Annotated in this window: 22 protein-coding genes and 1 other RNA gene; 1 reads left to right on the top strand and 22 read right to left on the bottom strand. The window is 32.8% G+C overall.

Going from position 1 to position 23,670, the window contains the following annotated elements; translation table 11 throughout:
* Positions 1-87: 87 nt before the first annotated feature.
* Both ACJQQZ_RS05190 and cymR read right to left on the bottom strand, forming a co-directional pair.
* The gene (locus ACJQQZ_RS05190; protein WP_124227801.1) at positions 88-237 is read right to left on the bottom strand and encodes an SAS049 family protein; all 150 of its coding nucleotides are present in this window, start codon (positions 235-237) and stop codon (positions 88-90) included.
* 447 nt (positions 238-684) lie between these two features.
* Positions 685-1,107: a cysteine metabolism transcriptional regulator CymR gene (cymR, locus tag ACJQQZ_RS05195; RefSeq protein ID WP_002451814.1), complete on the bottom strand. Its 423-nt coding sequence runs from the start codon at positions 1,105-1,107 to the stop codon at positions 685-687.
* Positions 1,108-1,190: 83 nt separating this feature from the next.
* Between cymR and ACJQQZ_RS05200 the strand changes: the two genes are divergently transcribed.
* The gene (locus ACJQQZ_RS05200; protein WP_185291328.1) at positions 1,191-2,462 is read left to right on the top strand and encodes a replication-associated recombination protein A; all 1,272 of its coding nucleotides are present in this window, start codon (positions 1,191-1,193) and stop codon (positions 2,460-2,462) included.
* A gap of 69 nt (positions 2,463-2,531) precedes the next feature.
* On the opposite strand, the gene ACJQQZ_RS05205 is transcribed toward ACJQQZ_RS05200, so the two are convergent.
* The 20 genes from ACJQQZ_RS05205 to rplU all read right to left on the bottom strand — a co-directional run bounded on the left by ACJQQZ_RS05205 (position 2,532) and on the right by rplU (position 23,664).
* Entirely contained in the window at positions 2,532-3,305 is a 774-nt protein-coding gene (locus ACJQQZ_RS05205) for a tRNA threonylcarbamoyladenosine dehydratase (RefSeq protein WP_002451812.1), read from the bottom strand.
* A 98-nt stretch (positions 3,306-3,403) separates the two neighbouring features.
* Positions 3,404-3,594, bottom strand: a non-coding RNA gene (gene ssrS, locus ACJQQZ_RS05210) — 6S RNA.
* A 123-nt stretch (positions 3,595-3,717) separates the two neighbouring features.
* Entirely contained in the window at positions 3,718-5,484 is a 1,767-nt protein-coding gene (gene aspS, locus ACJQQZ_RS05215; protein WP_124227804.1) for an aspartate--tRNA ligase, read from the bottom strand.
* Positions 5,485-5,499: 15 nt separating this feature from the next.
* Positions 5,500-6,762, bottom strand: a complete 1,263-nt coding sequence (gene hisS, locus ACJQQZ_RS05220) for a histidine--tRNA ligase (protein ID WP_124227805.1) — start codon at positions 6,760-6,762, stop codon at positions 5,500-5,502.
* 381 nt (positions 6,763-7,143) lie between these two features.
* Positions 7,144-8,019, bottom strand: a complete 876-nt coding sequence (locus ACJQQZ_RS05225) for an N-acetylmuramoyl-L-alanine amidase family protein (protein ID WP_002451809.1) — start codon at positions 8,017-8,019, stop codon at positions 7,144-7,146.
* Entirely contained in the window at positions 8,016-8,468 is a 453-nt protein-coding gene (gene dtd / locus ACJQQZ_RS05230) for a D-aminoacyl-tRNA deacylase (protein ID WP_124227806.1), read from the bottom strand. Before dtd ends, ACJQQZ_RS05225 begins: the two co-directional genes overlap by 4 nt.
* A gap of 22 nt (positions 8,469-8,490) precedes the next feature.
* On the bottom strand, positions 8,491-10,680 hold the full coding sequence (locus ACJQQZ_RS05235; protein ID WP_124227807.1) for a RelA/SpoT family protein: 2,190 nt from the start codon (positions 10,678-10,680) through the stop codon (positions 8,491-8,493).
* A gap of 416 nt (positions 10,681-11,096) precedes the next feature.
* Entirely contained in the window at positions 11,097-11,615 is a 519-nt protein-coding gene (locus tag ACJQQZ_RS05240) for an adenine phosphoribosyltransferase (protein WP_002451806.1), read from the bottom strand.
* Positions 11,616-11,629: 14 nt separating this feature from the next.
* On the bottom strand, positions 11,630-13,912 hold the full coding sequence (gene recJ, locus ACJQQZ_RS05245) for a single-stranded-DNA-specific exonuclease RecJ (protein WP_145505335.1): 2,283 nt from the start codon (positions 13,910-13,912) through the stop codon (positions 11,630-11,632).
* Between the two features lie 121 nt (positions 13,913-14,033).
* Complete coding sequence (gene secDF / locus ACJQQZ_RS05250) at positions 14,034-16,313, bottom strand: protein translocase subunit SecDF (protein WP_124227810.1); 2,280 nt, start codon at positions 16,311-16,313, stop codon at positions 14,034-14,036.
* 342 nt (positions 16,314-16,655) lie between these two features.
* On the bottom strand, positions 16,656-16,916 hold the full coding sequence (gene yajC / locus ACJQQZ_RS05255; RefSeq protein ID WP_002451803.1) for a preprotein translocase subunit YajC: 261 nt from the start codon (positions 16,914-16,916) through the stop codon (positions 16,656-16,658).
* A 15-nt stretch (positions 16,917-16,931) separates the two neighbouring features.
* Positions 16,932-18,071, bottom strand: a complete 1,140-nt coding sequence (gene tgt, locus ACJQQZ_RS05260; RefSeq protein ID WP_002451802.1) for a tRNA guanosine(34) transglycosylase Tgt — start codon at positions 18,069-18,071, stop codon at positions 16,932-16,934.
* 21 nt (positions 18,072-18,092) lie between these two features.
* A complete protein-coding gene (queA, locus tag ACJQQZ_RS05265; RefSeq protein ID WP_002451801.1) occupies positions 18,093-19,118 on the bottom strand; it encodes a tRNA preQ1(34) S-adenosylmethionine ribosyltransferase-isomerase QueA in 1,026 nt (341 codons plus the stop codon).
* Position 19,119: 1 nt separating this feature from the next.
* Positions 19,120-20,124 carry a Holliday junction branch migration DNA helicase RuvB gene (gene ruvB, locus ACJQQZ_RS05270; protein WP_049424703.1) on the bottom strand — a complete coding sequence of 335 codons (1,005 nt, stop codon included), beginning with the start codon at positions 20,122-20,124 and terminating at the stop codon, positions 19,120-19,122.
* Positions 20,125-20,159: 35 nt separating this feature from the next.
* Positions 20,160-20,762, bottom strand: a complete 603-nt coding sequence (ruvA, locus tag ACJQQZ_RS05275) for a Holliday junction branch migration protein RuvA (RefSeq protein WP_002451799.1) — start codon at positions 20,760-20,762, stop codon at positions 20,160-20,162.
* Between the two features lie 16 nt (positions 20,763-20,778).
* Positions 20,779-21,234, bottom strand: a complete 456-nt coding sequence (locus ACJQQZ_RS05280; RefSeq protein ID WP_145505343.1) for an ACT domain-containing protein — start codon at positions 21,232-21,234, stop codon at positions 20,779-20,781.
* Positions 21,235-21,245: 11 nt separating this feature from the next.
* Positions 21,246-22,535 carry a GTPase ObgE gene (gene obgE, locus ACJQQZ_RS05285; RefSeq protein WP_124227811.1) on the bottom strand — a complete coding sequence of 430 codons (1,290 nt, stop codon included), beginning with the start codon at positions 22,533-22,535 and terminating at the stop codon, positions 21,246-21,248.
* A gap of 201 nt (positions 22,536-22,736) precedes the next feature.
* Positions 22,737-23,021: a 50S ribosomal protein L27 gene (gene rpmA / locus ACJQQZ_RS05290; protein ID WP_002451796.1), complete on the bottom strand. Its 285-nt coding sequence runs from the start codon at positions 23,019-23,021 to the stop codon at positions 22,737-22,739.
* Between the two features lie 11 nt (positions 23,022-23,032).
* Positions 23,033-23,353: a ribosomal-processing cysteine protease Prp gene (locus ACJQQZ_RS05295; RefSeq protein WP_002451795.1), complete on the bottom strand. Its 321-nt coding sequence runs from the start codon at positions 23,351-23,353 to the stop codon at positions 23,033-23,035.
* Between the two features lie 2 nt (positions 23,354-23,355).
* Positions 23,356-23,664, bottom strand: a complete 309-nt coding sequence (gene rplU, locus ACJQQZ_RS05300) for a 50S ribosomal protein L21 (RefSeq protein ID WP_002451794.1) — start codon at positions 23,662-23,664, stop codon at positions 23,356-23,358.
* Between the last annotated feature and the right edge of the window lie 6 nt (positions 23,665-23,670).

Consider the following 23,670-nt stretch of genomic DNA (forward strand, 5'->3'; position numbering starts at 1 on the left):
CTGAAACGTGAAATTAACGTTTCAGTTCTTTTTATATACAAAAAAAGGTAGCGCTATTGCACTACCTCATTACTTATAAGAATACGATTATTTATCGTCTTTATCTTCTTTTTTATCTTTGTCGCCTTTACCAGTATCAGTGTACTCGTTAATTGAATCTTTAGCTTTGTTTACTTGCTCGTTATCACTGTTTTTGAATTTTTCTGCTGCATCTTTCGCTTTATCCATGAATCCCATAAATATAAGCTCCTTTCAAATTTAAAACTAAATTGTATTTGTTAAAACTTAAATTTTAACTTTATTACATCAATTGCCATGTGAATAAGATTAATTCAACAATTGTTATGATGTATATTCTATTCATACCACTTGGTCAAGGAACTAAACATATCAATCAAATAAAATTAGGAAATTTTAAATAAAATACAATTTAAGATTTGTTCACAGCACTATTCAAAGGCTTGATAGCAGAGCTTTAGATGATATGCTAATAAATAAAAAATATGGAAATTAATCCATATTTTTTATTAAATTTATAGTTATTAGGATTTAAACCTCTTTAAAGGGCACTTGCCTTTCCTGCATTGCTTGTTGAAATTGGATTCCCAATTTCTATTTGCTGGGTCCCTTGCCCTTCTTGCATTGTTTGTAGGTTTTCTTTTCGAAAACCTCTATGAAGGGTCCCTATATATAAAACATGTATCCGTCTAGGTTTTGGTCTGTTTCTTTGTATTCTGCAAGGTATTGTAGTGTTGTTTTGTCGAGTACGTCTCTGACTGCGTCTCTCATTCTTAACCATAATTGTTTTTGTGCAGGTGGTTCTGACTCTATACTTTCTACGAAGGTAATAGGTCCTTCTAATAATCTGATAATATCACCAGCTGTAATTTCTTCAGCAGGCAATCTTAATTGGTACCCACCCTTTGCGCCTCGAACGCTTCGAATTAATCCAGCATTTCTTAAGGGTCCAACAAGTTGTTCTAAATATAAATCACTTAAATTATTTTCTTCGGCTATTGTTTTTAATGATACGCAACCCTGGCCTTCTCTTTTAGCAAGAGAAATCATTAAAGTTAAGCCATATCTCCCTTTTGTTGATATTTTCATTGTATAACCTCACTTAATTCGAATTATATATTCCCATTCTATCATTTTTTGCGTTAAGATAATATTAGAAAGGTGTGACAAATGTGAATACTGAACCTTTAGCGTCAAGGATGAGACCAATTAATATTGATGAAATCATTTCACAACAACATTTGGTTGGACCAACAGGTATTATTAGAAGAATGGTAGATACTAAAAGATTGTCCTCAATGATATTTTATGGACCACCTGGAATAGGTAAAACAAGTATTGCTAAAGCTATTGCTGGTAGTACTCAATATAAATTTAGACAACTCAATGCTGTAACAAATACCAAAAAAGATATGCAAATGGTTGTCGATGAAGCAAAAATGTCTGGACAAATCATCTTGTTATTAGATGAAATTCACCGATTAGATAAAGCGAAACAAGACTTTTTATTGCCCCATTTGGAAAATGGAAAAATTGTCTTAATAGGTGCAACCACTTCTAATCCTTATCATGCAATTAATCCGGCAATTCGTTCAAGAACTCAAATCTTTGAATTGTATCCACTCGATGATAACGATATTAGATTAGCACTAAATCGCGCTTTAGAAGACGATCAGCGTGGTCTTAAATCATATACACCTGAAGTTGATGATGATGCTATGACCTATTTCTCAACTCAAAGTCAAGGTGATGTTAGAAGTGCACTAAATGCCTTAGAACTTGCTGTTTTAAGTGCAACTGAAGAAGATGGACAACGTCATATTACGTTGCAAGATGCGAAAGATTGCTTGCAAAAAGGCGCTTTCGTTAGCGATAAAGATGGAGATATGCACTATGATGTGATGAGTGCATTTCAAAAGTCTATACGAGGTAGTGATGTCAATGCGGCATTGCATTATCTAGCCAGATTGATAGAAGCTGGTGATTTGCCTACAATAGTCAGACGTTTACTCGTTATTAGCTATGAAGATGTAGGTTTAGCTTCACCTAATGCTGGACAACGCACATTAGCAGCTATTCAATCAGCTGAAAGATTAGGTTTTCCTGAAGCAAGAATCCCATTAAGCCAAGCAGTAATTGAATTGTGCTTATCACCTAAATCCAATTCAGGCATTTCAGCTATCGATAAAGCTTTAAGTGACATTAGACAAGGCAAAGTAGGACAAATACCTGACTATTTAAAAGATGGTCATTATGCTGGTGCGAAAGAATTAGGCCGAGCTATTGGTTATAAATATCCACATAATTATGAAAATGGCCATGTAGTTCAACAATACTTACCTGATATACTTAAAAATCGTATTTATTATGAACCTAAAACGACCTCTAAAAGTGAACAACAATTTAAAACCATTTATGAGAATTTATTGAATAAGTCTCAATAAGTCAAAAGATAGTTTGCCTAAATGTAGTCATTACATTATAGACAAACTATCTTTTTATTTACTATTTAATTATTGACCTTTATCTTTAATTCGACGAATCGGAATGTCTTTAAGAATATCATTAATGACATAACTTGAACAAATTAAACCGACCACACTAGGGACATATGCATTGGAAGATGGTGGCATTTGTCCTTTCCTGTTGATAGCGTTTTTGTCACCTACTGTTTCTTTTACATCTTCTCTAATTACAATTGGACTTTCATCTGAAAATACAACTTTTACTCCTTTTCGAATACCTACACGTTTTAATCTATTACGAATTACCTTTGCCATTGGATCTGTATGTGTTTTTGAAATATCTGCAATTTGGAATCGAGTAGGATCTATTTTATTAGCTGCACCCATACTTGAAATCATATCGATACCACGTTCTAAGCATTCTTTCATTAAATGAACTTTATAAATAATGGTATCACTTGCATCGATAAAATAATCAATATCATAGTTATTAAATATATCTTCATATGTTTCTTCTGTATAAAACATATGTAATGACGTTACTTTACAGTCTGGATTAATTTGTTTAATTCTCTCTTCCATTAATGTCACTTTGCTTTGTCCGATAGTCGACGTTAATGCATGGATTTGACGGTTAACATTTGTAATATCAACATCGTCTTTATCTATTAAAATGATATGTCCTATATTCGTTCTAGCTAATGCTTCAGCTGCAAAAGATCCGACGCCACCGACACCAAGCACAGCTACAGTTTTACTTTTTAATAAATCAAGTCCCTCTTGTCCGATTGCTAACTCATTTCTAGAAAATTGATGTTTCATTTTAATCTCCTTTAACTAAACAATCCAAATCAATATGTATTTTAAGTATTATTTTAATTTAAAAATAAAAATACGCAAGACCTAAGTCTTGCGTACCGATAGAGTCCGTAGATGCCGTAGTTATAAATAGCTTGATCATTCGGCCTGCTATATACAGGTGGGTGCCCTGTTTCATGTTTTGCAAGTCCTCCTAATGAGGCGTTTGCGCTGCATGAAAACCTATTGGGCTCCCTGATCAAAGAGTGTTAGGCCCAAATAAAAAGCAAACATACGAACATCACAGATGACTATCTTATGTCATTATAATATCACAAACTTAGAAAGAAAGGAATTAAACAACATTGTAAATTTTAATTCCTTTTTATTCAGACAACATTTAGACATATTCACAAGAAATTAACGCTTAGGTACACTAATGGCTAATTCTTAATGATAATTCTTCTAATTGTTTTTCTGAAACTTCACCAGGTGCATCTGTTAATAAACAAGTAGCTGATGCAGTTTTAGGGAATGCAATTGTATCTCTTAAGTTTGTACGGTTAGTTAATAACATCACTAATCTGTCTAATCCTAATGCGATACCGCCATGTGGTGGCGCACCGTATTTGAATGCATCTAATAAGAAACCAAATTGTTCTTGTGCTTGTTCTTTAGTAAAACCAAGTACTTCAAACATTTTTTCTTGTAATTCTCCATTATGAATTCTGATTGAACCGCCACCTAATTCATAACCATTTAATACGATATCATAGGCATTCGCTTGTGCATTTTCAGGCTCTGAATCTAATTTCTCAATATCTTCTTTTTTAGGTGATGTGAAAGGATGATGTGCAGCTACATAGCGTTTACTTTCGTCATCATATTCTAATAAAGGCCAATCTGTTACCCATAAGAAGTTTAATTTTGTTTCATCAATTAAGCCTAACTCTTTAGCTAGTTTAATACGTAATGCACCTAAACTTTGTGCTACAACATCTGGTTTATCAGCAACAAACATGACTAAATCCCCAGATGATGCTTCTGTTAATGATTTTAATTGTTCTGTATCTTTATCTTCAAAGAAGCGAGCAATTGGACCTGTTAAACCTTCATCAGTAACCTTAACCCATGCTAAACCTTTCGCACCATATATATTTACAAACTCAGTTAAAGCATCCATGTCTTTACGTGTGTATTGATCAGCAGCATCTTTAGCCACGATTGCTTTAATTTCACCATTATTCTCAACAGTATCTTTAAACACTTTAAAGTCCATATCATGACCTAATTGAGATACATTAATCAATTCCATGTCAAAACGTGTATCAGGTTTATCAGAACCATAGCGGCTCATTGCTTCAGCATAAGTCATTCTTGGGAATGGTCCAGGCACATCAATACCTTTGACATCTTTAACGACTTTACGTAACATTTCTTCACCCATAGCCATAACATCTTCTTGGTCTACAAAGCTCATTTCAATATCGACTTGGGTAAATTCTGGTTGACGATCTGCACGTAAGTCTTCATCACGGAAACATTTAACGATTTGATAATATTTATCAAACCCACTAATCATTAACAATTGTTTAAATAATTGAGGTGATTGTGGTAATGCATAAAATTCTCCATCATGAACACGTGAAGGTACTAAATAGTCTCTGGCACCTTCTGGTGTTGATTTAGTTAACACCGGTGTTTCAATGTCATAAAATCCATTATCATCTAAATATTGTCGAATTGAACGTGTTGTTTGATGTCTCATTTTAAAAGTTTGTGCTAGTTCTTGACGACGTAAATCTAAATATCTATATTTTAATCTTATATTTTCATCTACGTTGGTATTTTCTTCATTTATTGAAAATGGTGGTGTTTCTGATTTATTGATAATTTCAATATTTGAAACTTGTACTTCTACTTGACCTGTTTTAATTTTAGGATTTACTGTTTCAGCGTCACGTTTAGTTACTACACCTTGAACTTCAACAATATATTCAGATCTTACAGTTTCAGCGATATTTAATGCTTCTTGTGAAAAATCTGGATTAAAGACAATTTGCACAATGCCTTCTCTATCTCTTAAATCGATGAATATCAATCCACCAAGGTCACGTCGATTGTGTACCCAACCTTTTAATGTTACTTTTTCATTTAATAAATCTTCTGTGACTAAACCACAGTATGTCGTTCTTTTACTCATTTCAAAACTTCCTCTCTATTTGTGAAAATAATCAACAATTTGGTCTAATTGAATTGATTCAGATTCACCAGTTTCCATATTTTTAATATCAATTTGATTGTTTTCTAATTCTTGATCACCAATTACGATAGTATAATTTGCATTTAGACGATCTGCTTGTTTCATTTGACCTTTAATCTTTCTATTAAGATAATCTTTATCAGCTTTTACGCCATTTTTTCGTAATTCGTTAAGTAATTTAACTGCATAACGATCTGCTTGTTCTCCCATAGTAACGATAAATAAGTCAAAGTCATTTTTTATATCTAATTCAATGCCTTCTTCTTCTAATGCTAACAATAATCTTTCAATGCTTAATGCAAAACCGATACCTGTTTGGCTAGGTCCATCTAACAATTCAAGTAGGCCATTATAACGACCACCACCACACAAGGTTGTAATTGCACCATCATAATTTGGATTATCCATCATCAATTCAAATGCAGTATGTGTGTAATAATCTAAACCACGAACAAGATTAGGATCTTCTACATATGGAATTCCTAAATCATCTAAATGTTTTTTTACTTGTTCGTAGTATGCTTTAGAATCTTCGTTTAAGAAGTCCGTAATACGTGGTGCATTTTTGACAGCTTTTTTGTCTCTATCAACCTTACAGTCCAAGATTCTCATTGGATTAGTGTGTAGTCTAGACTGACAATCTTGACAGAAATCATCAATTACTGGTTCAAAGTGTTTAACCAATGCTTCATTGTATTCTTTACGAGAGTCACTATCTCCAATACTATTTATCACTAATTTTAAGTGCTTTAACCCAAATGATTGATAGATATGCATTACCATTGTTAAAACCTCAGCATCAATGCTTGGATTTTCAGAACCAATTGCTTCAACACCAAATTGATTAAATTGTCGATATCTACCTTTTTGTTTACGTTCATATCTAAACATTGGACCATTATAATATAACTTAACTGGTTGATTAGGATTTCCTTGCATTTTATGTTCAATATATGAACGAACTACACCAGCAGTACCTTCGGGTCTTAATGTTAGGCTACGGTCACCTTTATCTTTAAATGTGTACATTTCCTTTTGTACAACATCAGTTGAATCACCAACACCTCTAGCAAAAAGTTCAGTACTCTCAAAGATAGGTGTTCTTATTTCTTGATAATTATAAATTTCCATCAATTGGTCTAATTTATTTTCAATGTATCGCCACTTGATTGAATCTTCTGGTAATATATCTTGCGTTCCTCTTGGAATTTTTATCATATTTTATCTCCTTTACTAATACTCAAGGGTTTTCATTTCTTTTTCTTTTTAAAAATGTGAATAAAAAAGCCCTTGCATAGCATTAAATACTATACAAGGGACGAAAATCCGTGTTGCCACCCTAATTGATTTGGACATTACTAACGTCACAAATCCACTCAAAACGTTTAACGTACGTTAGCCGGCTTTACTTTTAAATAAAGCACCTTTTCTTGTGTTCAAAGAAATAAACTACTCAGCGTAATCTTTCAGCCTCATGGATTACATTTCTACGTATATAAATATATACTACCTCTTTCGTCTATTCTTTCAAGAATACAATCGGTTTACTATTTATAATTCATTTATAATGATAACGAGTTTTCATTTGATTTGCAAGTTCTATGATGAGAAATATTGTTTTAATCCATCAACGATAGCTTCCTCTACAACTTGTCTATGTAGTTGGTCCCGTACCATTACTTCATCTGTAGGATTACTGATATAACCTAGTTCTAATAATACTGCTGGTATGTTTGTTTGTCTCAAGACTTGATAATTTTGTTGTCTGGCTTCTTTATTTGTAAGGAGGGATTTCTTTTGGATGCTACTGCTGAGTGTTTGTGCTAATGCTTCTTGATTATCTTGTAACCAATACACAGTTACACCATTCGCATTTGGGGAATCTAGTGAGTCATTATGTATGCTTATAAAAGCGTCTCCTTTGATATTCCTATCATCCAAAGACACATATGTATCATTAGAACGCGTCATTTTAACATGAGCACCTTCTTTTTCAAGTAAACTTTTTAACTCTTTAGCAGTTTTTAATGTATATACTTTTTCTAAACTCTTTGAGGATGTGTTACTTGAAGCACCCTGATCACGTCCACCGTGACCAGGATCAAGTACAATTGTTTTACCTTTTAATGGTGCGGATTTTTTAGAATTATCAGCATGGATATTTAAATTGGTGTGCCAACCTGCAACCCACCCTTTTTCATCTCCAGCTTTATTCTTTACTTCAATCCACTTACCCGATTTATCAATCTTCTCAAAGGTATCTCCCTTTTCAATCTTATAAATAACAGGATAAGCTGCATTAGGTCCAGTTCTCAACTCAGCATTTTCAGTTATAGTGATTGTACCATTATCTTCATCATTATAATTTAAAAACATAAATAATAAAATGAGAAATAGTACAAAACAAATAACAACGATTAACGTTAGTCGATTCATAAGACCATGTTTGGTTAACCATGTATTTATTTTATTCATATCATTTTGCCATCCTGACTCTCATATATGATTGTTACAGGACCATCATTTTGAATGTCTACATTCATATGAGTACCAAATTCACCTGTTTTAACGTTCAAGCCATATGATCGAAGTGCTTCGTTAAACAATTCATATAATTCATTTGCTGCCTCAGGTGGCATTGAATCAGAAAAACCAGGACGATTACCTTTTTTTACATCGGCATACAATGTAAATTGAGAAATTGATAGTATTTCTCCTTCAATTTGTTGAATATTATAATTCAATTTGTCATTTTCATCTTCAAATAATCTTGCATTCGCGATTTTCTTAGCTATTGTTTGTACATCTGCTTCTGTAGAGTTTTTACCAAATCCTATTAATAAACAATAGCCTTTTTGAATAGCATTATGAATGTTGTTATTTGAAACAGAAGCTTCTGAAACTCTTTGTACAACTACTCTCATTTTTCTTTGCACCTCTTAAGTTCTAGTTCCAAACTCTTGTAACAGTATATACATCACCTAACTGTTTGATCTTTTCAACTACACGGTATACATCGTTAACATTTTTTACCATGACACTAATATTAATGACAGCATTTTTATCAATATCAGATCGACCTGATACTTTAATTAGACTTCCAGCTGTAGAATTTACAGCTTGTAATACTTCGTTTAACAATCCGTTGCGATCATATGCAGTGACTTCTAAATCGACTTGATAACGTTGTGTTGAGTCTTTAGATTTCACCCATTCAACTGATATTAAACGTTCTGTTTCATTTTTTATATTAGGACAATCGGTTCTATGTACCTTTATACCATGACCTTTGGTGATATAACCTACAATATCATCACCAGGTATAGGATTACAACATTTTGATAGTTTAATCAGTACATTTTCTAATCCTTCGACGTATACACCGCTATCAGTAATAATATCTTCTTTGATTGGAACTGATTTTGTCACTTCTTGTGCTTCATTTAAAGCTTTTTGCTTATCCAAAATTCTTTGACGTTCAGTTAACTTATTTACTATTTGGATAGCAGTTACGCCACCGAAACCAACTGCAGCATATAGATCATCTTCATTAGCAAAATGATATTTTTCATTCACTACATCGATATTTTTTTCGGTAAGAATATCGTCTACTCTAAAACCTTGTTCTTTAATTTCAGCTTCAACCATAAATTTACCTTTTTCAATATTAGAAGAGCGATCTTGCTTTTTAAAGAAGCTTTTAATTTTACTTTTCGCACTAGATGATTTAACAATTTTCAACCAATCTCTACTTGGTCCATATGAATGTTTACTCGTTCTAATTTCAATGATATCACCAGTTTGTAATATATAATCAATTGGTACAATTTTACCGTTGACTTTAGCACCTATCATTTTATTACCAACTTCACTATGAATAGCATATGCAAAATCAATAGGCACAGCACCATAAGGTAACTCTATGACATCACTTGCAGGTGTAAATGCATATACTTTATCACTTTGTAAATCATACTTGAGTGATTCCATAAATTCTTGTGCATCTGAAGACGTATGATCAGTTTCAGCTAAATCTTTTAACCAATTTAATTTATTTTGGAAATCCTGTGTTTTTTCGTTTACAGTTTTCCCTTCTTTATATGCCCAATGCGCAGCTACACCATGTTCAGCAATTTCATGCATTTCATAAGTACGTATTTGAATTTCTAGTGGGTCCCCATTAGGGCCTACAACAGTAGTGTGAAGTGATTGATACATATTTTGTTTTGGCATTGCTATATAATCTTTAAAACGACCAGGCATCGGCTTCCATAGTGTATGGACCAAACCTAATATCGCATAGCAATCATTGATTGTATTTACTATGATTCGGATAGCTAGTAAATCAAATATTTGATCAAATTGCTTTTTTTGTTTCATCATTTTTCTATAAATACTATAGATGTGTTTAGGGCGACCATTTATTTCGCCAACGATACTCATTTTATCCATTTCTGTTTCTATCTGGCCAATGGCATTGTCAATATAAGCTTCACGTTCACTTCTCTTTTTCTTCATTAAATTGACAATTCGGAAATATTGCACACTATCAATGTATCTTAAAGCCGTATCTTCTAATTCCCATTTTATAGTATTGATACCAAGTCTATGTGCTAAAGGTGCATATATTTCTAATGTTTCTTTAGAAATACGTATTTGTTTCTCTCTAGGCATAGCTTTTAACGTTCTCATATTATGTAATCGGTCAGCTAATTTTACTAAAATCACACGGACATCTTTAGCAATAGCAATAAATAATTTACGATGATTTTCAGCTTGTTGTTCCTCTTTCGAACGATACTTCACTTTTTTAAGTTTTGTGACACCGTCTACGATTCTTGCTACTTCTTCGTTAAACATTTTTTTAACGTCATCAAATGTATATGCGGTATCTTCTATGACATCATGTAAAAAGCCTGCAACGATTGTGGGACCGTCTAAACGCATCTCAGTTAGAATTCCAGCTACCTGAATAGGATGCATGATATATGGTAAACCATTCTTCCTAAATTGTCCTTGGTGCGCTTCATATGCAATATGATAACTCTTTAAAACATATTGGTATTCGCTTTCGCTTAAATAGGACTTTGCTTTGTAAAGCACCTCGTCAGCACTATAAGGATACTCGTTGTTCAATATATGACACCCCACTCATTGATTATACTTTCATGTTTAAATTTCTTTACATATGTTATGTATTATTACCCATTACTTAAGAAAGTTTATAGTAATTGATTAGCTTTATCACTTTTGATTATTTCAAAATATTTTTTGATGTTTCAATGTGAAATCAATATTAATTGTAATTAGTTTATCAAATTTTAACGACTCTGATAAGCTAACGATTATGAAATAAAATTAAATATTAGTTACATGATACTACAACTTTTGGAATAAATAAATGAATCACAATTAGATTGTAACTCTATCAATAATATTTTTTGTAAATAAAAACTAGTTCTCTACTTAAACTGTATTAACATCATTATTGTTAATCAGTAATGAGAACTAGTACTTCATGATTATTATTTCACTCAATTTAAAATTGTAAATTATTCATCATAAGAAATTAAACTCATAACATCATAGTCTTTTATCTTTTCAATTCCATTTAAATATTTTAATTCAATAATAAAAGCTATGCCAACAACGATACCGCCTAACTTTTCAACAAGTTTAATAGCCGCTTCGATTGTCCCACCAGTTGCTAATAAATCGTCTGTGATTAATACACGTTGACCTGGTTTAATAGCATCTTTATGCATTGTTAAAACATTAGTGCCGTATTCTAAATTATATTCGTATCTAATAACTTCACGAGGTAATTTACCTTCTTTACGTACAGGTGCGAACCCTATGCCCATTGAATATGCTACTGGACAACCAATAATAAATCCTCGTGCTTCTGGCCCAACAACAACGTCGACATCTTTTTCTCTTGCATATTCAACAATTTGGTCTGTAGCATATCCATATGCTTTACCATTGTCCATAATTGTAGTGATATCTTTAAAGCTGACCCCTGGTTTTGGCCAATCTTGTACCTCAGAAACATATTGTTTTAAATCCATCTTATTATTTCCTCCTAATTACTATATCCCAATTGAGTTTTAATCCATTGTTTTAAATGTTTGAAATCATCATATAATAAAAGTTTTTCGACTTCTATTCTTGATAACCTAGCTTGATAAAATTGGCTAGATTCAATATCTTGTTTATTTGGTTGACTCGCAATCGTTATTATACCATCATCTTCGTTAATAAATCCTAATTCTAAAAATACTTTTAGCATAAATTTTAATGAATTAGCTTTAATATTGAGAAATTCACACAACATCATACCTTCAGTCGCTAGATTCATTTTTCTTTTATTAATTAACGCTTTATAACATTGTTTGAATAAATTGATACTTGGCATGCCTTCGAAATAAATAGACGTTTTATGTTGAAATACAAGATAAATTTGAGATATTTGTGTTTGTTGTAATGTGTGTTTTAATTCATCAAGCGTATTCGGTAAATCTCTAAATACTATTTTATCATATTCCCCTGGTATAACTTCTCCATAGAAGAACTCATTGTCATTAGATTTTTGAACTTTAGAATGAATTACAAACGCTGTTGTTTGATCATTGTTTAAGAACTTAGTATTTTTACTTTTGCTTCGATAATCTAATATTTGCATTTTGTCCATCGCTATATCTTGAACAATGAACTGTGGTGTTTGATTCCCGTTCCATTCATTTATTTGTAAGTTACCAATTAAGTTGACTGGTTGACCAGTTTCTAATTGTGTAACATATGCACCATTTTGCCAAAATAAAGCCGGTAAATTAGAATCACCTAATGTCATCTTCAAGTGATTTTGTTCTTTACCAATAGCCTTTAAAGATTGTATAGTCATATTTTGAATTTCAAATAATGGTGAATTAAAATCTGTGCCAAAGGGGCTTAATTTCTGAATATCTTTAATGTTTTTAATTGTAATATCTGATTCATTAAGTAAAACATCTACCTTTTTACTCGGTTCAAGAGATGTCGTTTCACTTAGTTTTGCCATCCATTCATTTAATCCATTTCGTAATGCTTCAACATTATCAATATCCATAGTCATCCCTGCTGCCATATGGTGTCCACCGAATTTACTAATTAAATCTTGATGGGCATTTAAAATTTCAAACATGGATACTTGTTCAATCGATCTTGCTGAACCTTTAGCATGATTTTGTTCATGATCAATATTTAAAATTAATGTTGGTAAGCTAAACGTCTCCACTATTTTCGATGCTACAATACCTAAAACACCTTCATGCCAATCTTCTTTGGCTAATAATAGAAATTGATGTCCTTGTGAGACATAATCCTTAGCTATTGCTAATGCTTCTTCTGTAATATGAGCAACTATATCTTTACGCTCTTGGTTGAAATGCTCAACCTGTTCCGCTAAAAATTCAGCTTCATCTTCACTATCAGACATTAATAATTCAGCAGCTAAAGAAGCATCTTCTAAACGTCCAACTGCATTTAATCTAGGACCTATGATAAATCCTATTGTTTCTTCAGTAATGTCATCGTTATAACCAGCTTGTTTAAGTAAAGCTTTAACGGCTACTGGACAACTGTCATTCATGACTTTCAAACCATGTTGTACAATTGAACGATTTTCATCAGTTAATGAAACTAAATCTGCTATTGTGCCTATAGCTGCGTATGCTTTAAAATAATTTGGCACATTTTCTAATAACGCTTGAGCTAATTTATATGCTACACCTGCACCACATAAGTATTTAAATGGGTAATCAAATTCTGGATGCATTGGGTGTACGATTGCATATGCTTCAGGTAAAGTTCTACCTATTTCGTGGTGATCTGTGACAATGACATCTACACCTAATTCTTGAGCCATTTTAATTTCAGCATGCCCTTGTATACCATTATCTACAGTGATGATTAATGAAATACCTTCATCATAAGCATTTTGAAATGCCATTTCATTTGGACCATAACCTTCTGTAAATCGGTTCGGTATATACCATCCAACTTGGGCTCCTAATTTTTGTAAAGTATGTACTAATATCGTCGTAGAAGTTACCCCATCAGCATCGTAATCGCCATATACTAAAATACGCTCATTTTTATCTATAGCTTGATTGATACGTTCTATCGCTTTATCAATATCACTAAGTAAAGAAATATCACGGTTGATATCAATGCCATTTAGAGTTTGTTGAATGTCTTTTTCTTCAATAATTTGTTTACTTTCTAATATTTTCTTGATTATAGGAGATAGTTTTAAACGTTTAGCTATACTATCTGATATATATTCAGTTGGGTTATTTAAATTCCAATTATATTTAGATTTAATCATAAGTAACCTTCCTCATTTCCACATGCCATTATATCGAAAATCGAATAAAATAAAAAGGTTGAGCACTTTGTTGCAAAATCTTTTAAAGATTATACAACATCAATGCTCAACCTTAAATTGATTAAACTACGATTTTTTCATCGTTTGATTTTTTCTCTTTATAAACGACTAATTTTTGATTAGGTGATTTTTTCAATTGACGTTTCTTCATAATTCCCCATAATGGGACGGCTATGAAGATGGAAGAGAACACGCCTGAAATTAAACCGATTAATAAAGCTAATGAGAAGTTGAAAATTGTTGGTGCACCAAATAATAGAATTGCAACAACTACGACAACAACTGTTAAAACTGTATTAATAGAACGTGTCATCGTTTGTCTAATTGATCTGTTAACAATGTCATCAATTTGTTCAGCTGAAGTAATCACTTTAATCTTATGAAGGTTTTCACGAACACGGTCAAATGTAACGATGGTATCGTTAATAGAATAACCAACAATAGTTAAGATAGCAGCGATAAACGTTAAATCAACTTCTAATCGAAGTAAACTGAACACAGCGACGATAATAAATACGTCGTGTAATAATGCTAAGACAGAAGATAATCCCATTCTCCATTCGAATCGTAATGATACATAGATAATAATACCTACAGCTGCATAAACTAATGCAAGCATTGCGTTTTTAGCTAATTCTTGTCCAATTAATGGTGAAACTGTATTAATTTGCGGTGCGTTACCAAATTCAGATTTCATTTTATCACTTAATTGGTTATCTTTAGCTTGTGATAAATCTTGTTTAAATTGGACAGTCGCGTTTTTATTACCTGAACCATTAATTTGAATTTGATCTGGGTCTAAACCAACATCTTTCACTACTTTTTCAACTTTGGATTGAGTTAGTGCTTCTTTAGATTGTAGGTCTACACGCGTACCAGCAGAGAAGTCTATACCTAAATTCAATTTGAAAATATAAAGAATAACTAATCCTACAACTACAATTAAAATACTTAATGAAATCAATGGTTTAGCTAGTTTAACAAAATTCCATTTTTCAAATGATGTTTTTAAGTCATGGACATCTTTACCTTCACTGATATCATGTCTATCTGCTTTTTTAACACCAAATAACCAATATTTTTTCTTAAATAGATTAGAATAAACTAGTAATGATAATAGTAATCTAGATAAGAACACTGCAGTTACAAATATCATTAAAATACCTAATAACAACATTGTTGCGAAACCTTTTACTGAACTTTCACCAAAGAAGAACAGTACTGCTGCAGCAATTACGGTTGTTAAGTTGGAGTCAAAGATTGTTAAGAAGGAACTTTTATTGGCTTTTGAGTATGCCTGTTTAAGCGTCCTACCGATTCTCAACTCGTCTTTAATCCGTTCATACATAATGATATTGGCATCTACTGCCATACCCACACCTAATACTAAGGCTGCTAAACCAGGTAATGTAAGTACACCTGAAATAAAGTTAAAGGATACAAGTGTTAAATATATATATGTTGTTAATGCGATGATGGCTACAAGTCCTGGTAATCTGTAGAATCCTAACATAAATAGATAAATGACTGCTACACCAAGTACTGATGCAAAGATTGTTTTATCTAACGCATCTTGACCAAATTCTGCACCAACAGAGTTTGAATAAATTTCTTTAAGATCTACCGGTAAAGATCCTGCATTTAATAATTCAGCAATTTGTTTTGCTTTTTTAACGCCTTCTTGACCATGGAATCCACCAGAAATTTCTACACTATCTGAATTGATTGGTTGATCAACATTTGCCGCTGATACGAACTTAGGATCTTTTTTATCGGCTTCTTTCTTATAGCTATCGCCTTTATTGAAGTCTAACCAAACAACCATAACGTTATTTTGCTTTTTAGATATTTCTTCAGTTACTTTTTTAAATTTATTCTTATCTTTTACTTTAAATGTAACTGTAGGATCATTCGTATTCTGTTTAAATTCTTGCTTCGCTGATCCTTGCTTAATATCTGCACCGCTTAACTTAACTTTGTCGTCAGCATCACGAATCGTTAAATTAGCTTGTGATGATAAAATCTTTCTTGCTTCTTTCTGATCTTTTACACCAGCAAGTTGAACTCTAATTCTATTTGGATCTTCAACTTGGATTTTAGGCTCAGAAACCCCTAATACGTTAACACGGTTTTCTAGTGTTTGCGCTGTAGATTGCAACGCATTTTTATCAATTTTATCACCTTTATGTAATGGGTCAACTTGATAAAGCACTTCGAATCCACCCTGTAAATCAAGGCCTAAGTTAACATTCTTAATCACATTCTTATATGTAAGACCCATACCTGCGAACAGAAGGATCACCAGTAGTAAGAATGCAATCAATCTACTACTTTTCTTCACATGAACACCTCATTATTTACTTATGATACTAGAATACTCGATTAATCCTTATATTTGCAAGTCGGAGTCAATAGAATAACTCCTATGACCTATCTATATTAACATACTACACTTTATAGTGAAATTATTGAAAACTTTTTTCAATTAATTTAATGCATATGGATAATAACTAAATACAGATACTAACTCATCTCTAGCCGCATTTAATTATTGGAAACAATTCTTTAATGCTTAAATCACATCATTTTTAAATTTTTAAATTGTTTAGACATATAAGTTAAAATCCAAGTAAATATAATTGAAGCCTGAGACAATATTGCCCCAGGCTTCAATAACATACTATTATGAAGGATCAACTTGTTTAATAGCTGGTTTTTCAAAAGTCATTTCTGTGCCATGACCATTAACAGTAACCACTACTGTTGTTTCATCAACCGCTTTGACTGTACCTTTAATACCACCGATTGTAGTAATTTTTTGTCCAGCTTCTACACGACTTATCATTTCACGATGCTCTTTAGCACGTTTTTGTTGAGGTCTAATTAAGAAGAAATACATTAGAACCAACAATAAGATCGGTAATATCAATGATGTAAATTGCATGTTACATTCTCCTCTTTAAAAGTTTTTAGGGTTATCTACATTTAATCCATACTGTTCGAAGAATTCAGCTTTAAAGTCTAAAAGTCTATCTTCTCGAATGGCTTGTCTAATATCTTCCATTAATTTTAGCAGAAAATGTAAATTATGAATAGTAGTAAGACGGATACCAAAGGTTTCTTCTGCTTTGATTAAGTGTCTAATGTATGCTCTAGAATAATTTTTACATGTATAGCAATCACAATTTTCATCTAATGGTCTTAAATCATCAGCAAACTTTGCATTTTTGATTACTAAACGTCCATTAGATGTCATACATGTACCATTTCTAGCTATACGAGTAGGTAATACACAATCAAACATATCCATACCTCGGATGCTACATTCGATTAATGCATCGGGAGAGCCGACACCCATCAAGTATCTAGGTTTATCTTTTGGCATAAATTGTTCAGTGTGTTCTACCATTTCGTACATCACAGGTTTAGGCTCTCCTACTGAAAGCCCCCCAATAGCATAGCCAGGAAAATCTAGCTCAACAAGCTCTTTCGCACTTTGTTCACGTAAATCTTTATATTCGCCACCTTGAATAATACCAAACAACGCTTGATCTTCAGGGCGAGCATGGGCTTTTAAACATCTTTCTGCCCAACGTGTTGTTCTCTCAATTGAATCTTTGACATATTTATACTCAGATGGCATAGGCGGACATTCATCAAATGCCATCATAATGTCAGATCCTAAATCATTTTGAATTTCCATTGATTTCTCTGGACTTAAAAATAATTTTGAACCATTTGTATGATGTCTAAATTCGACACCTTCTTCTGAGATTTTACGTAGATTACTTAAACTAAAAACTTGGAACCCACCTGAATCAGTAAGAATAGGTCCGTTCCAATTCATGAATTTATGCAGTCCCCCAGCGTGTTTGATAATATCATTTCCAGGTTGTAACCACAAATGATATGTATTTCCCAAAATAATTTTAGCCTCAATCTGACGCAATTCTTCTGGGCTCATTGTTTTAACTGTTGCTTTAGTTCCTACTGGCATAAACATTGGTGTTTCAAACGAACCATGTGGTGTATGTACAATTCCTAAACGTGCACCTGATTGTTTACAAGTTTTAATATGTTCGTATGTTACTGCAGGCATATTTAAAATCCTCACATTCTTTTAGATAATTAACATTGCATCTCCAAAACTAAAGAATCTATATTCCATTTCAACAGCTTTTTGATATGCATTTAAAATATATTCTCTACTACTAAACGCTGACACTAACATTACTAGCGTTGATTTAGGAAGATGGAAATTAGTAATCAAACCATCAATAGCTTTATATTCAAAACCTGGATAGATAAAGATATCTGTCCAACCGCTTTTTTCAACAAATTCTGAATGATCTCTACGTATTGTTTCAAGTGTTCTAGTTGATGTTGTACCTACTGAAATAATTCGATGACCTTTTTTTCTTGTTTCATTTAATAAATCTGCAGTTTCTTGTGTCATTTGATAATACTCACTATGCATCTCATGATCATCAATATTATCTACACTTACTGGCCTAAATGTACCAAGACCAACATGCAATGTGATAAAGGCGATATTCACACCTTTTGCCTTAATTGACTCTAAAAGTTCATCTGTAAAATGTAACCCTGCAGTAGGTGCTGCAGCAGATCCACTTTCTTTTGCATAAACTGTTTGATAACGATCAGGATCATCTAGTCTCTCTTTAATATATGGTGGTAAAGGCATCTCACCTAATTCATCAAGACGTTCTTGCAATATTCCTTCATAATGCAAGCGCATAATTCTACCACCTTGGTCTAACTCTTCAATACATTCAGCGATAATTTTTCCATCTCCGAAATTCAATTGATTCCCTACTTTAATACGTTTGGCCGGCTTTAACAATACCTCCCAATCATTGCCTTCAATTTGAGTCAACATAAGCATCTCAACTTTAGCACCCGTTTCTTCTTTTAATCCAAAAAGTCTTGCGGGCATAACTCTAGTATCATTTAAAACAAGCGTATCACCAGGATTAAAATAGTTAATCACATCTTTAAAATGTAGATGTTCCATATTTCCATTATTTCTATTTAATACTAACAATCTACTTTGGTCTCTATTTTTTAAAGGCGTTTGTGCGATTAGAGATTCAGGTAAATCGTAGTCAAAATCTTCAATATTCAACTTACTCCCTCATTTCATTAGAATTGCCAAAATGTTCATGCGCCAATGGTGTTGCTTTTCTACCTCGAGGTGTACGTTCTAAGAAACCTTTTTGAATCAAGAAAGGTTCATAAACATCTTCGATAGTTATTCGTTCTTCACCAATAGACACTGCAATTGTATCAAGTCCGACAGGTCCACCTTTATATTGATTTAATATACAATTCATCATTTTGTGATCAATATAATCTAATCCATAATCGTCAACTTGTAATAGTTTTAATGCACGCTTTGTAGTTTCAATATAGATTTGATCATCTTCATTTACTTGTTGAAAATCTCTCACTCTTTTTAATAAACGGTTTGCTACACGTGGTGTACCTCTAGATCGTTTTGCTAACTCTATCGCACTCTCTTCATCTATATCTGTTCCTAGTACTTCAGCAGTTCTTATTATAATTTCTTTTAAATCTGCTTCATTATAATATTCAAGTCGTAAGTGGACGCCAAATCGATCCCTTAAAGGTCCAGTTAAACTTCCAGCACGTGTTGTAGCACCAACCAGTGTAAAAGGTGGTAAATCAATACGAATACTACGTGCTTCATCACCTTTACCTATAATGATGTCTAGGAAAAAGTCTTCCATCGCGGGATATAATACTTCTTCAACAACACTACTTAAACGATGTATTTCATCAATGAACAACACATCTCCTGGTTGTAATCCAGATAAAATTGCTGCTAAATCTCCAGGACGCTCTAATGAAGGGCCAGATACTGTTCTAATGTTAACGTCCATTTCATTGGCTATTATATTAGATAAAGTTGTTTTACCTAACCCAGGGGGACCATATAAGAGAACGTGATCTAGAGGCTCTTCTCTCAATTTAGCTGCTTTAATGAATACTTCTAAATTACTTTTAATGGAAGATTGACCAATGTACTGCTTTAATTTAGTTGGTCGTAAAGATAATTCGAAGTCAGATTCTTCATTATGTGCAGATTGGTCGACCATTCTTTCATCCATAATATTTCCCCCTTTCATTTTGATGTTAGGTTTTTTTATGACACTAATGTTTGTAATCCGATTTTAACAGCTTCATCAACTGAATCCATATTAGATTGTTTTAGAACCTTTTCAACTTTAGATAACTCACGTTTTGAATAACCTAACGCTTCTAAAGCTAACATAGCTTCCTTAATCATAGATTCATTAGCATTAGAATCATTCATCACATTTAATAGTGTGTCACTATTTTCTTCTGTAATTTGAACTTTGCCTTTTAAATCAAGCACTATTTGTCGTGCAGTTTTCTTACCGATACCTGGGAATTTAGTAAGGTAAGTATCGTTTTCATTCTCAATAGCTTGTTTCACTTCATTAGGTGTACTTGTTGCAAGTATAGCCAATGCTGATTTTGGACCTATTCCTGTTACTTTTATTAAACTTAAAAACATATCTTTCTCTTCTTCATTAATAAAACCATAGAGTAACTGAGCATCTTCTCTAACAATTAATGATGTAAATATTTGAACTTCTTTATCCAAATATTTTTGAAAACGATATGAATTAGGTGTCTGAATTTCGTAACCAACGCCATTAACATCTACCACTACGTGAGTAGGAAATAATTGCGTTAGTTTACCTTTAATATACGCGTACATTTTAGCACATCCTCATTTACATACTCATGCTTATTAATTCTACTTTAGACACATGTTCAATTTCTCGTAAAGCAATTACTACATCATCTATCATTAAATCTGAAGATGATGCATTTAACGATAAGGTAATTGTCGCTTTATCATTCATCGGTACACATTGATGTATAGTAAGTACAGATAACTGTAATTGAGAAATTGTATTTAATACTTGTGCCAACATACCTACAATATCATTGACATATAGAATTAATGTGAATTCACGATGATCTAATAATTTTTCATCTACAGGAAATATAGTTTCTCTATATTTATAAAAAGCGCTACGTGACAAACCGTATTGTTTTACGGCATCATAGATGGACAACTCAGAATTATTTTTTAATGCATCTTTTATTTTCAAAGTTTTAATTACAGATTCAGGTAAAACATCTTCGCGTATAAGATAAAACTTCCTATATTCTTTATTGTCCATCTTTCACACTCCTATTCTATAAATTCAAATTCTCCACCAAGAATTCTTACGATATCTCCATTGCTACAACCTCTAGCTCTTAGAGCATCATCAATGCCCATTGAGCGCATTTGCCTTGCGAACCTACGTACAGCAGGATCACTATTGAAATCAGTCATCTTGAATGTTCTTTCAATAGCATTACCACTCACAACGTATGCACCATCATCTCTTGTAATCGTGAATGTGTCTTGAGATGGTGTATGTTTATACACAACACGGTTTACACCAACATTTTCATCTTCTTCAACAGAGAAATCAATATCTTTAACTTTTTCAAGTTGATCAGCAATCGTATATAATAATTGATCGATATTATCTCTTGAGACAGCTGATAATGGAATTATGATATGGTCATCGCCGGTTTCCTCTTTGAATAATTCTAAATTATCTTCAGCATCTGGCATATCCATTTTATTTGCCACTATAATTTGAGGGCGATCTTCTAAACGTTGTTTATACGCCACTAATTCTTTATTAATTACGTGATAGTCATCGATAGGGTCACGACCTTCTGAACCACTCATATCAATCATATGTACGATTACTTTTGTACGTTCAACATGTCGTAAAAATTGATGACCTAATCCTACACCGTCTGAGGCACCTTCGATTAATCCTGGTAGGTCAGCCATGACAAAACTTCTATTATCAGGTGTAGATACAACACCTAAGTTAGGTTTAATTGTTGTAAAGTGATAGGCCCCAATTTTAGGCTTAGCTTTCGAAACGATTGAAAGCAAAGTGGATTTACCCACACTAGGAAAACCTACTAAACCAACATCTGCTAATAATTTTAATTCAAGTGTGACGTCAATTTCTTCACCTGGTTCACCATTTTCACTGAAGTCTGGGGCAGGATTTCTAGGTGTAGCAAAACGTGAGTTGCCACGTCCTCCACGACCACCTTTTGCCACCACAGCCCGTTGGCCATCTTCTACTAAGTCTGCAAGCACTTCTTCTGTTTCAACACTTTTAACAATTGTGCCAGGTGGTACTTTTAATACTAAGTCTTCAGCATTTCTTCCATGCATGTTACTACTTTGACCATTCTCACCTTTTTTAGCTTTAAAGTGCGTTTGGTATCTAAAATCTAATAATGTACGTAGTCCTTCATCTACTTCAAATATTACTGATGCACCTTTGCCACCATCTCCACCAGCTGGTCCACCGAATGGTACATATTTTTCTCTTCTGTAAGCGGTAATACCATTACCACCATCTCCTGCTTTAAGAGATATTTTCACTTGATCGACAAACATATATCTCACCTCTTTTACTCATTTTTGTTTTCATGATCTGTTTAATTATATCATTAAGTCTATGTGTAGAAAAATTTTAGTTCTTAAATTGAATCATTAGGAATCAACATGATTTAATGTGATAACTTTTTTACTTCAGAATAAGATTTTAAACAAAAGAAAACACCAGAAGCCTTCACTTCTGGTGTTAACTAGACAAAATTATTCAGCTACTGCATATACAGAAACTTGTTTTTTGTCACGACCTTTGCGTTCAAATTTAACAACGCCGTCGATTTTAGCGAATAATGTATCATCGCCACCACGACCTACATTTTCACCAGGGTAAATTTTAGTACCACGTTGGCGATAAAGAATTGAACCACCTGTTACGTATTGACCGTCAGCACGTTTAGCACCTAAACGTTTAGATTCAGAGTCACGTCCGTTTTTTGTAGAACTTACCCCTTTTTTAGATGCGAAGAACTGTAAGTTTAATTTTAACATCGGGATACACCTCACTTATAATTTAATCTGATATTTTCATTATATTCTTCTTCAATAGTTTGTAAAGATACAAGCATTGCTTTCAGAATTAATTGAGCTTCATCGTTATTTGTATCAACACTTCTTATATGAAAATGACCTCCGTCATCGTTATAATCGATGTCCGGCTTTTCTGACGTCAATCCCATAATTGCATTAACACTACCAAATAATACGGCTGAGGCACCAGCACAGACAATGTCATGACCATATTCACCTTGATTAGCATGACCATCCATAACGACATCTGTTACTTTGCCTTCATCATTAACTGTAATATCAACAGTAATCATTATTACGCGTTAATTTTATCGATAGTTAATTTTGTATATGGTTGACGATGGCCTTTTTTACGTTTAGAGTCTTTACGACGTTTGTATGTGAATACAGTGATTTTTTTACCACGACCGTTTTTATTAACTGTTGCAGTAACTGTTGCACCTTCTACTGTTGGCGCACCAACTTTAACTGAATCTCCACCTACAAATAATACTTTATCAAATGTGAAAGAATCACCTTCATTTACGTCTAATTTTTCAACGTAAATTTCTTGTCCTTCTTCTACTTTGATTTGTTTTCCACCTGTTTCAATAATAGCAAACATACTTTG

It is taken from the genome of Staphylococcus sp. KUGN1, assembly GCF_045984185.1.
GTDB classification, from domain to species: Bacteria; Bacillota; Bacilli; order Staphylococcales; family Staphylococcaceae; genus Staphylococcus; species Staphylococcus warneri_A.

Bases quoted from the DNA above. Each gene is read 5' to 3' on its own strand.
- ACJQQZ_RS05190 (WP_124227801.1), bottom strand. From the start codon at position 237: ATGGGATTCATGGATAAAGCGAAAGATGCAGCAGAAAAATTCAAAAAC.
- cymR (WP_002451814.1), bottom strand. From the start codon at position 1,107: ATGAAAATATCAACAAAAGGGAGATATGGCTTAACTTTAATGATTTCT.
- ACJQQZ_RS05205 (WP_002451812.1), bottom strand. From the start codon at position 3,305: ATGAAACATCAATTTTCTAGAAATGAGTTAGCAATCGGACAAGAGGGA.
- aspS (WP_124227804.1), bottom strand. From the start codon at position 5,484: ATGAGTAAAAGAACGACATACTGTGGTTTAGTCACAGAAGATTTATTA.
- hisS (WP_124227805.1), bottom strand. From the start codon at position 6,762: ATGATAAAAATTCCAAGAGGAACGCAAGATATATTACCAGAAGATTCA.
- ACJQQZ_RS05225 (WP_002451809.1), bottom strand. From the start codon at position 8,019: ATGAATAAAATAAATACATGGTTAACCAAACATGGTCTTATGAATCGA.
- dtd (WP_124227806.1), bottom strand. From the start codon at position 8,468: ATGAGAGTAGTTGTACAAAGAGTTTCAGAAGCTTCTGTTTCAAATAAC.
- ACJQQZ_RS05240 (WP_002451806.1), bottom strand. From the start codon at position 11,615: ATGGATTTAAAACAATATGTTTCTGAGGTACAAGATTGGCCAAAACCA.
- recJ (WP_145505335.1), bottom strand. From the start codon at position 13,912: ATGATTAAATCTAAATATAATTGGAATTTAAATAACCCAACTGAATAT.
- yajC (WP_002451803.1), bottom strand. From the start codon at position 16,916: ATGCAATTTACATCATTGATATTACCGATCTTATTGTTGGTTCTAATG.
- tgt (WP_002451802.1), bottom strand. From the start codon at position 18,071: ATGCCTGCAGTAACATACGAACATATTAAAACTTGTAAACAATCAGGT.
- ruvB (WP_049424703.1), bottom strand. From the start codon at position 20,124: ATGGATGAAAGAATGGTCGACCAATCTGCACATAATGAAGAATCTGAC.
- ruvA (WP_002451799.1), bottom strand. From the start codon at position 20,762: ATGTACGCGTATATTAAAGGTAAACTAACGCAATTATTTCCTACTCAC.
- ACJQQZ_RS05280 (WP_145505343.1), bottom strand. From the start codon at position 21,234: ATGGACAATAAAGAATATAGGAAGTTTTATCTTATACGCGAAGATGTT.
- obgE (WP_124227811.1), bottom strand. From the start codon at position 22,535: ATGTTTGTCGATCAAGTGAAAATATCTCTTAAAGCAGGAGATGGTGGT.
- rpmA (WP_002451796.1), bottom strand. From the start codon at position 23,021: ATGTTAAAATTAAACTTACAGTTCTTCGCATCTAAAAAAGGGGTAAGT.
- ACJQQZ_RS05295 (WP_002451795.1), bottom strand. From the start codon at position 23,353: ATGATTACTGTTGATATTACAGTTAATGATGAAGGCAAAGTAACAGAT.
- rplU (WP_002451794.1), bottom strand. From the start codon at position 23,664: ATGTTTGCTATTATTGAAACAGGTGGAAAACAAATCAAAGTAGAAGAA.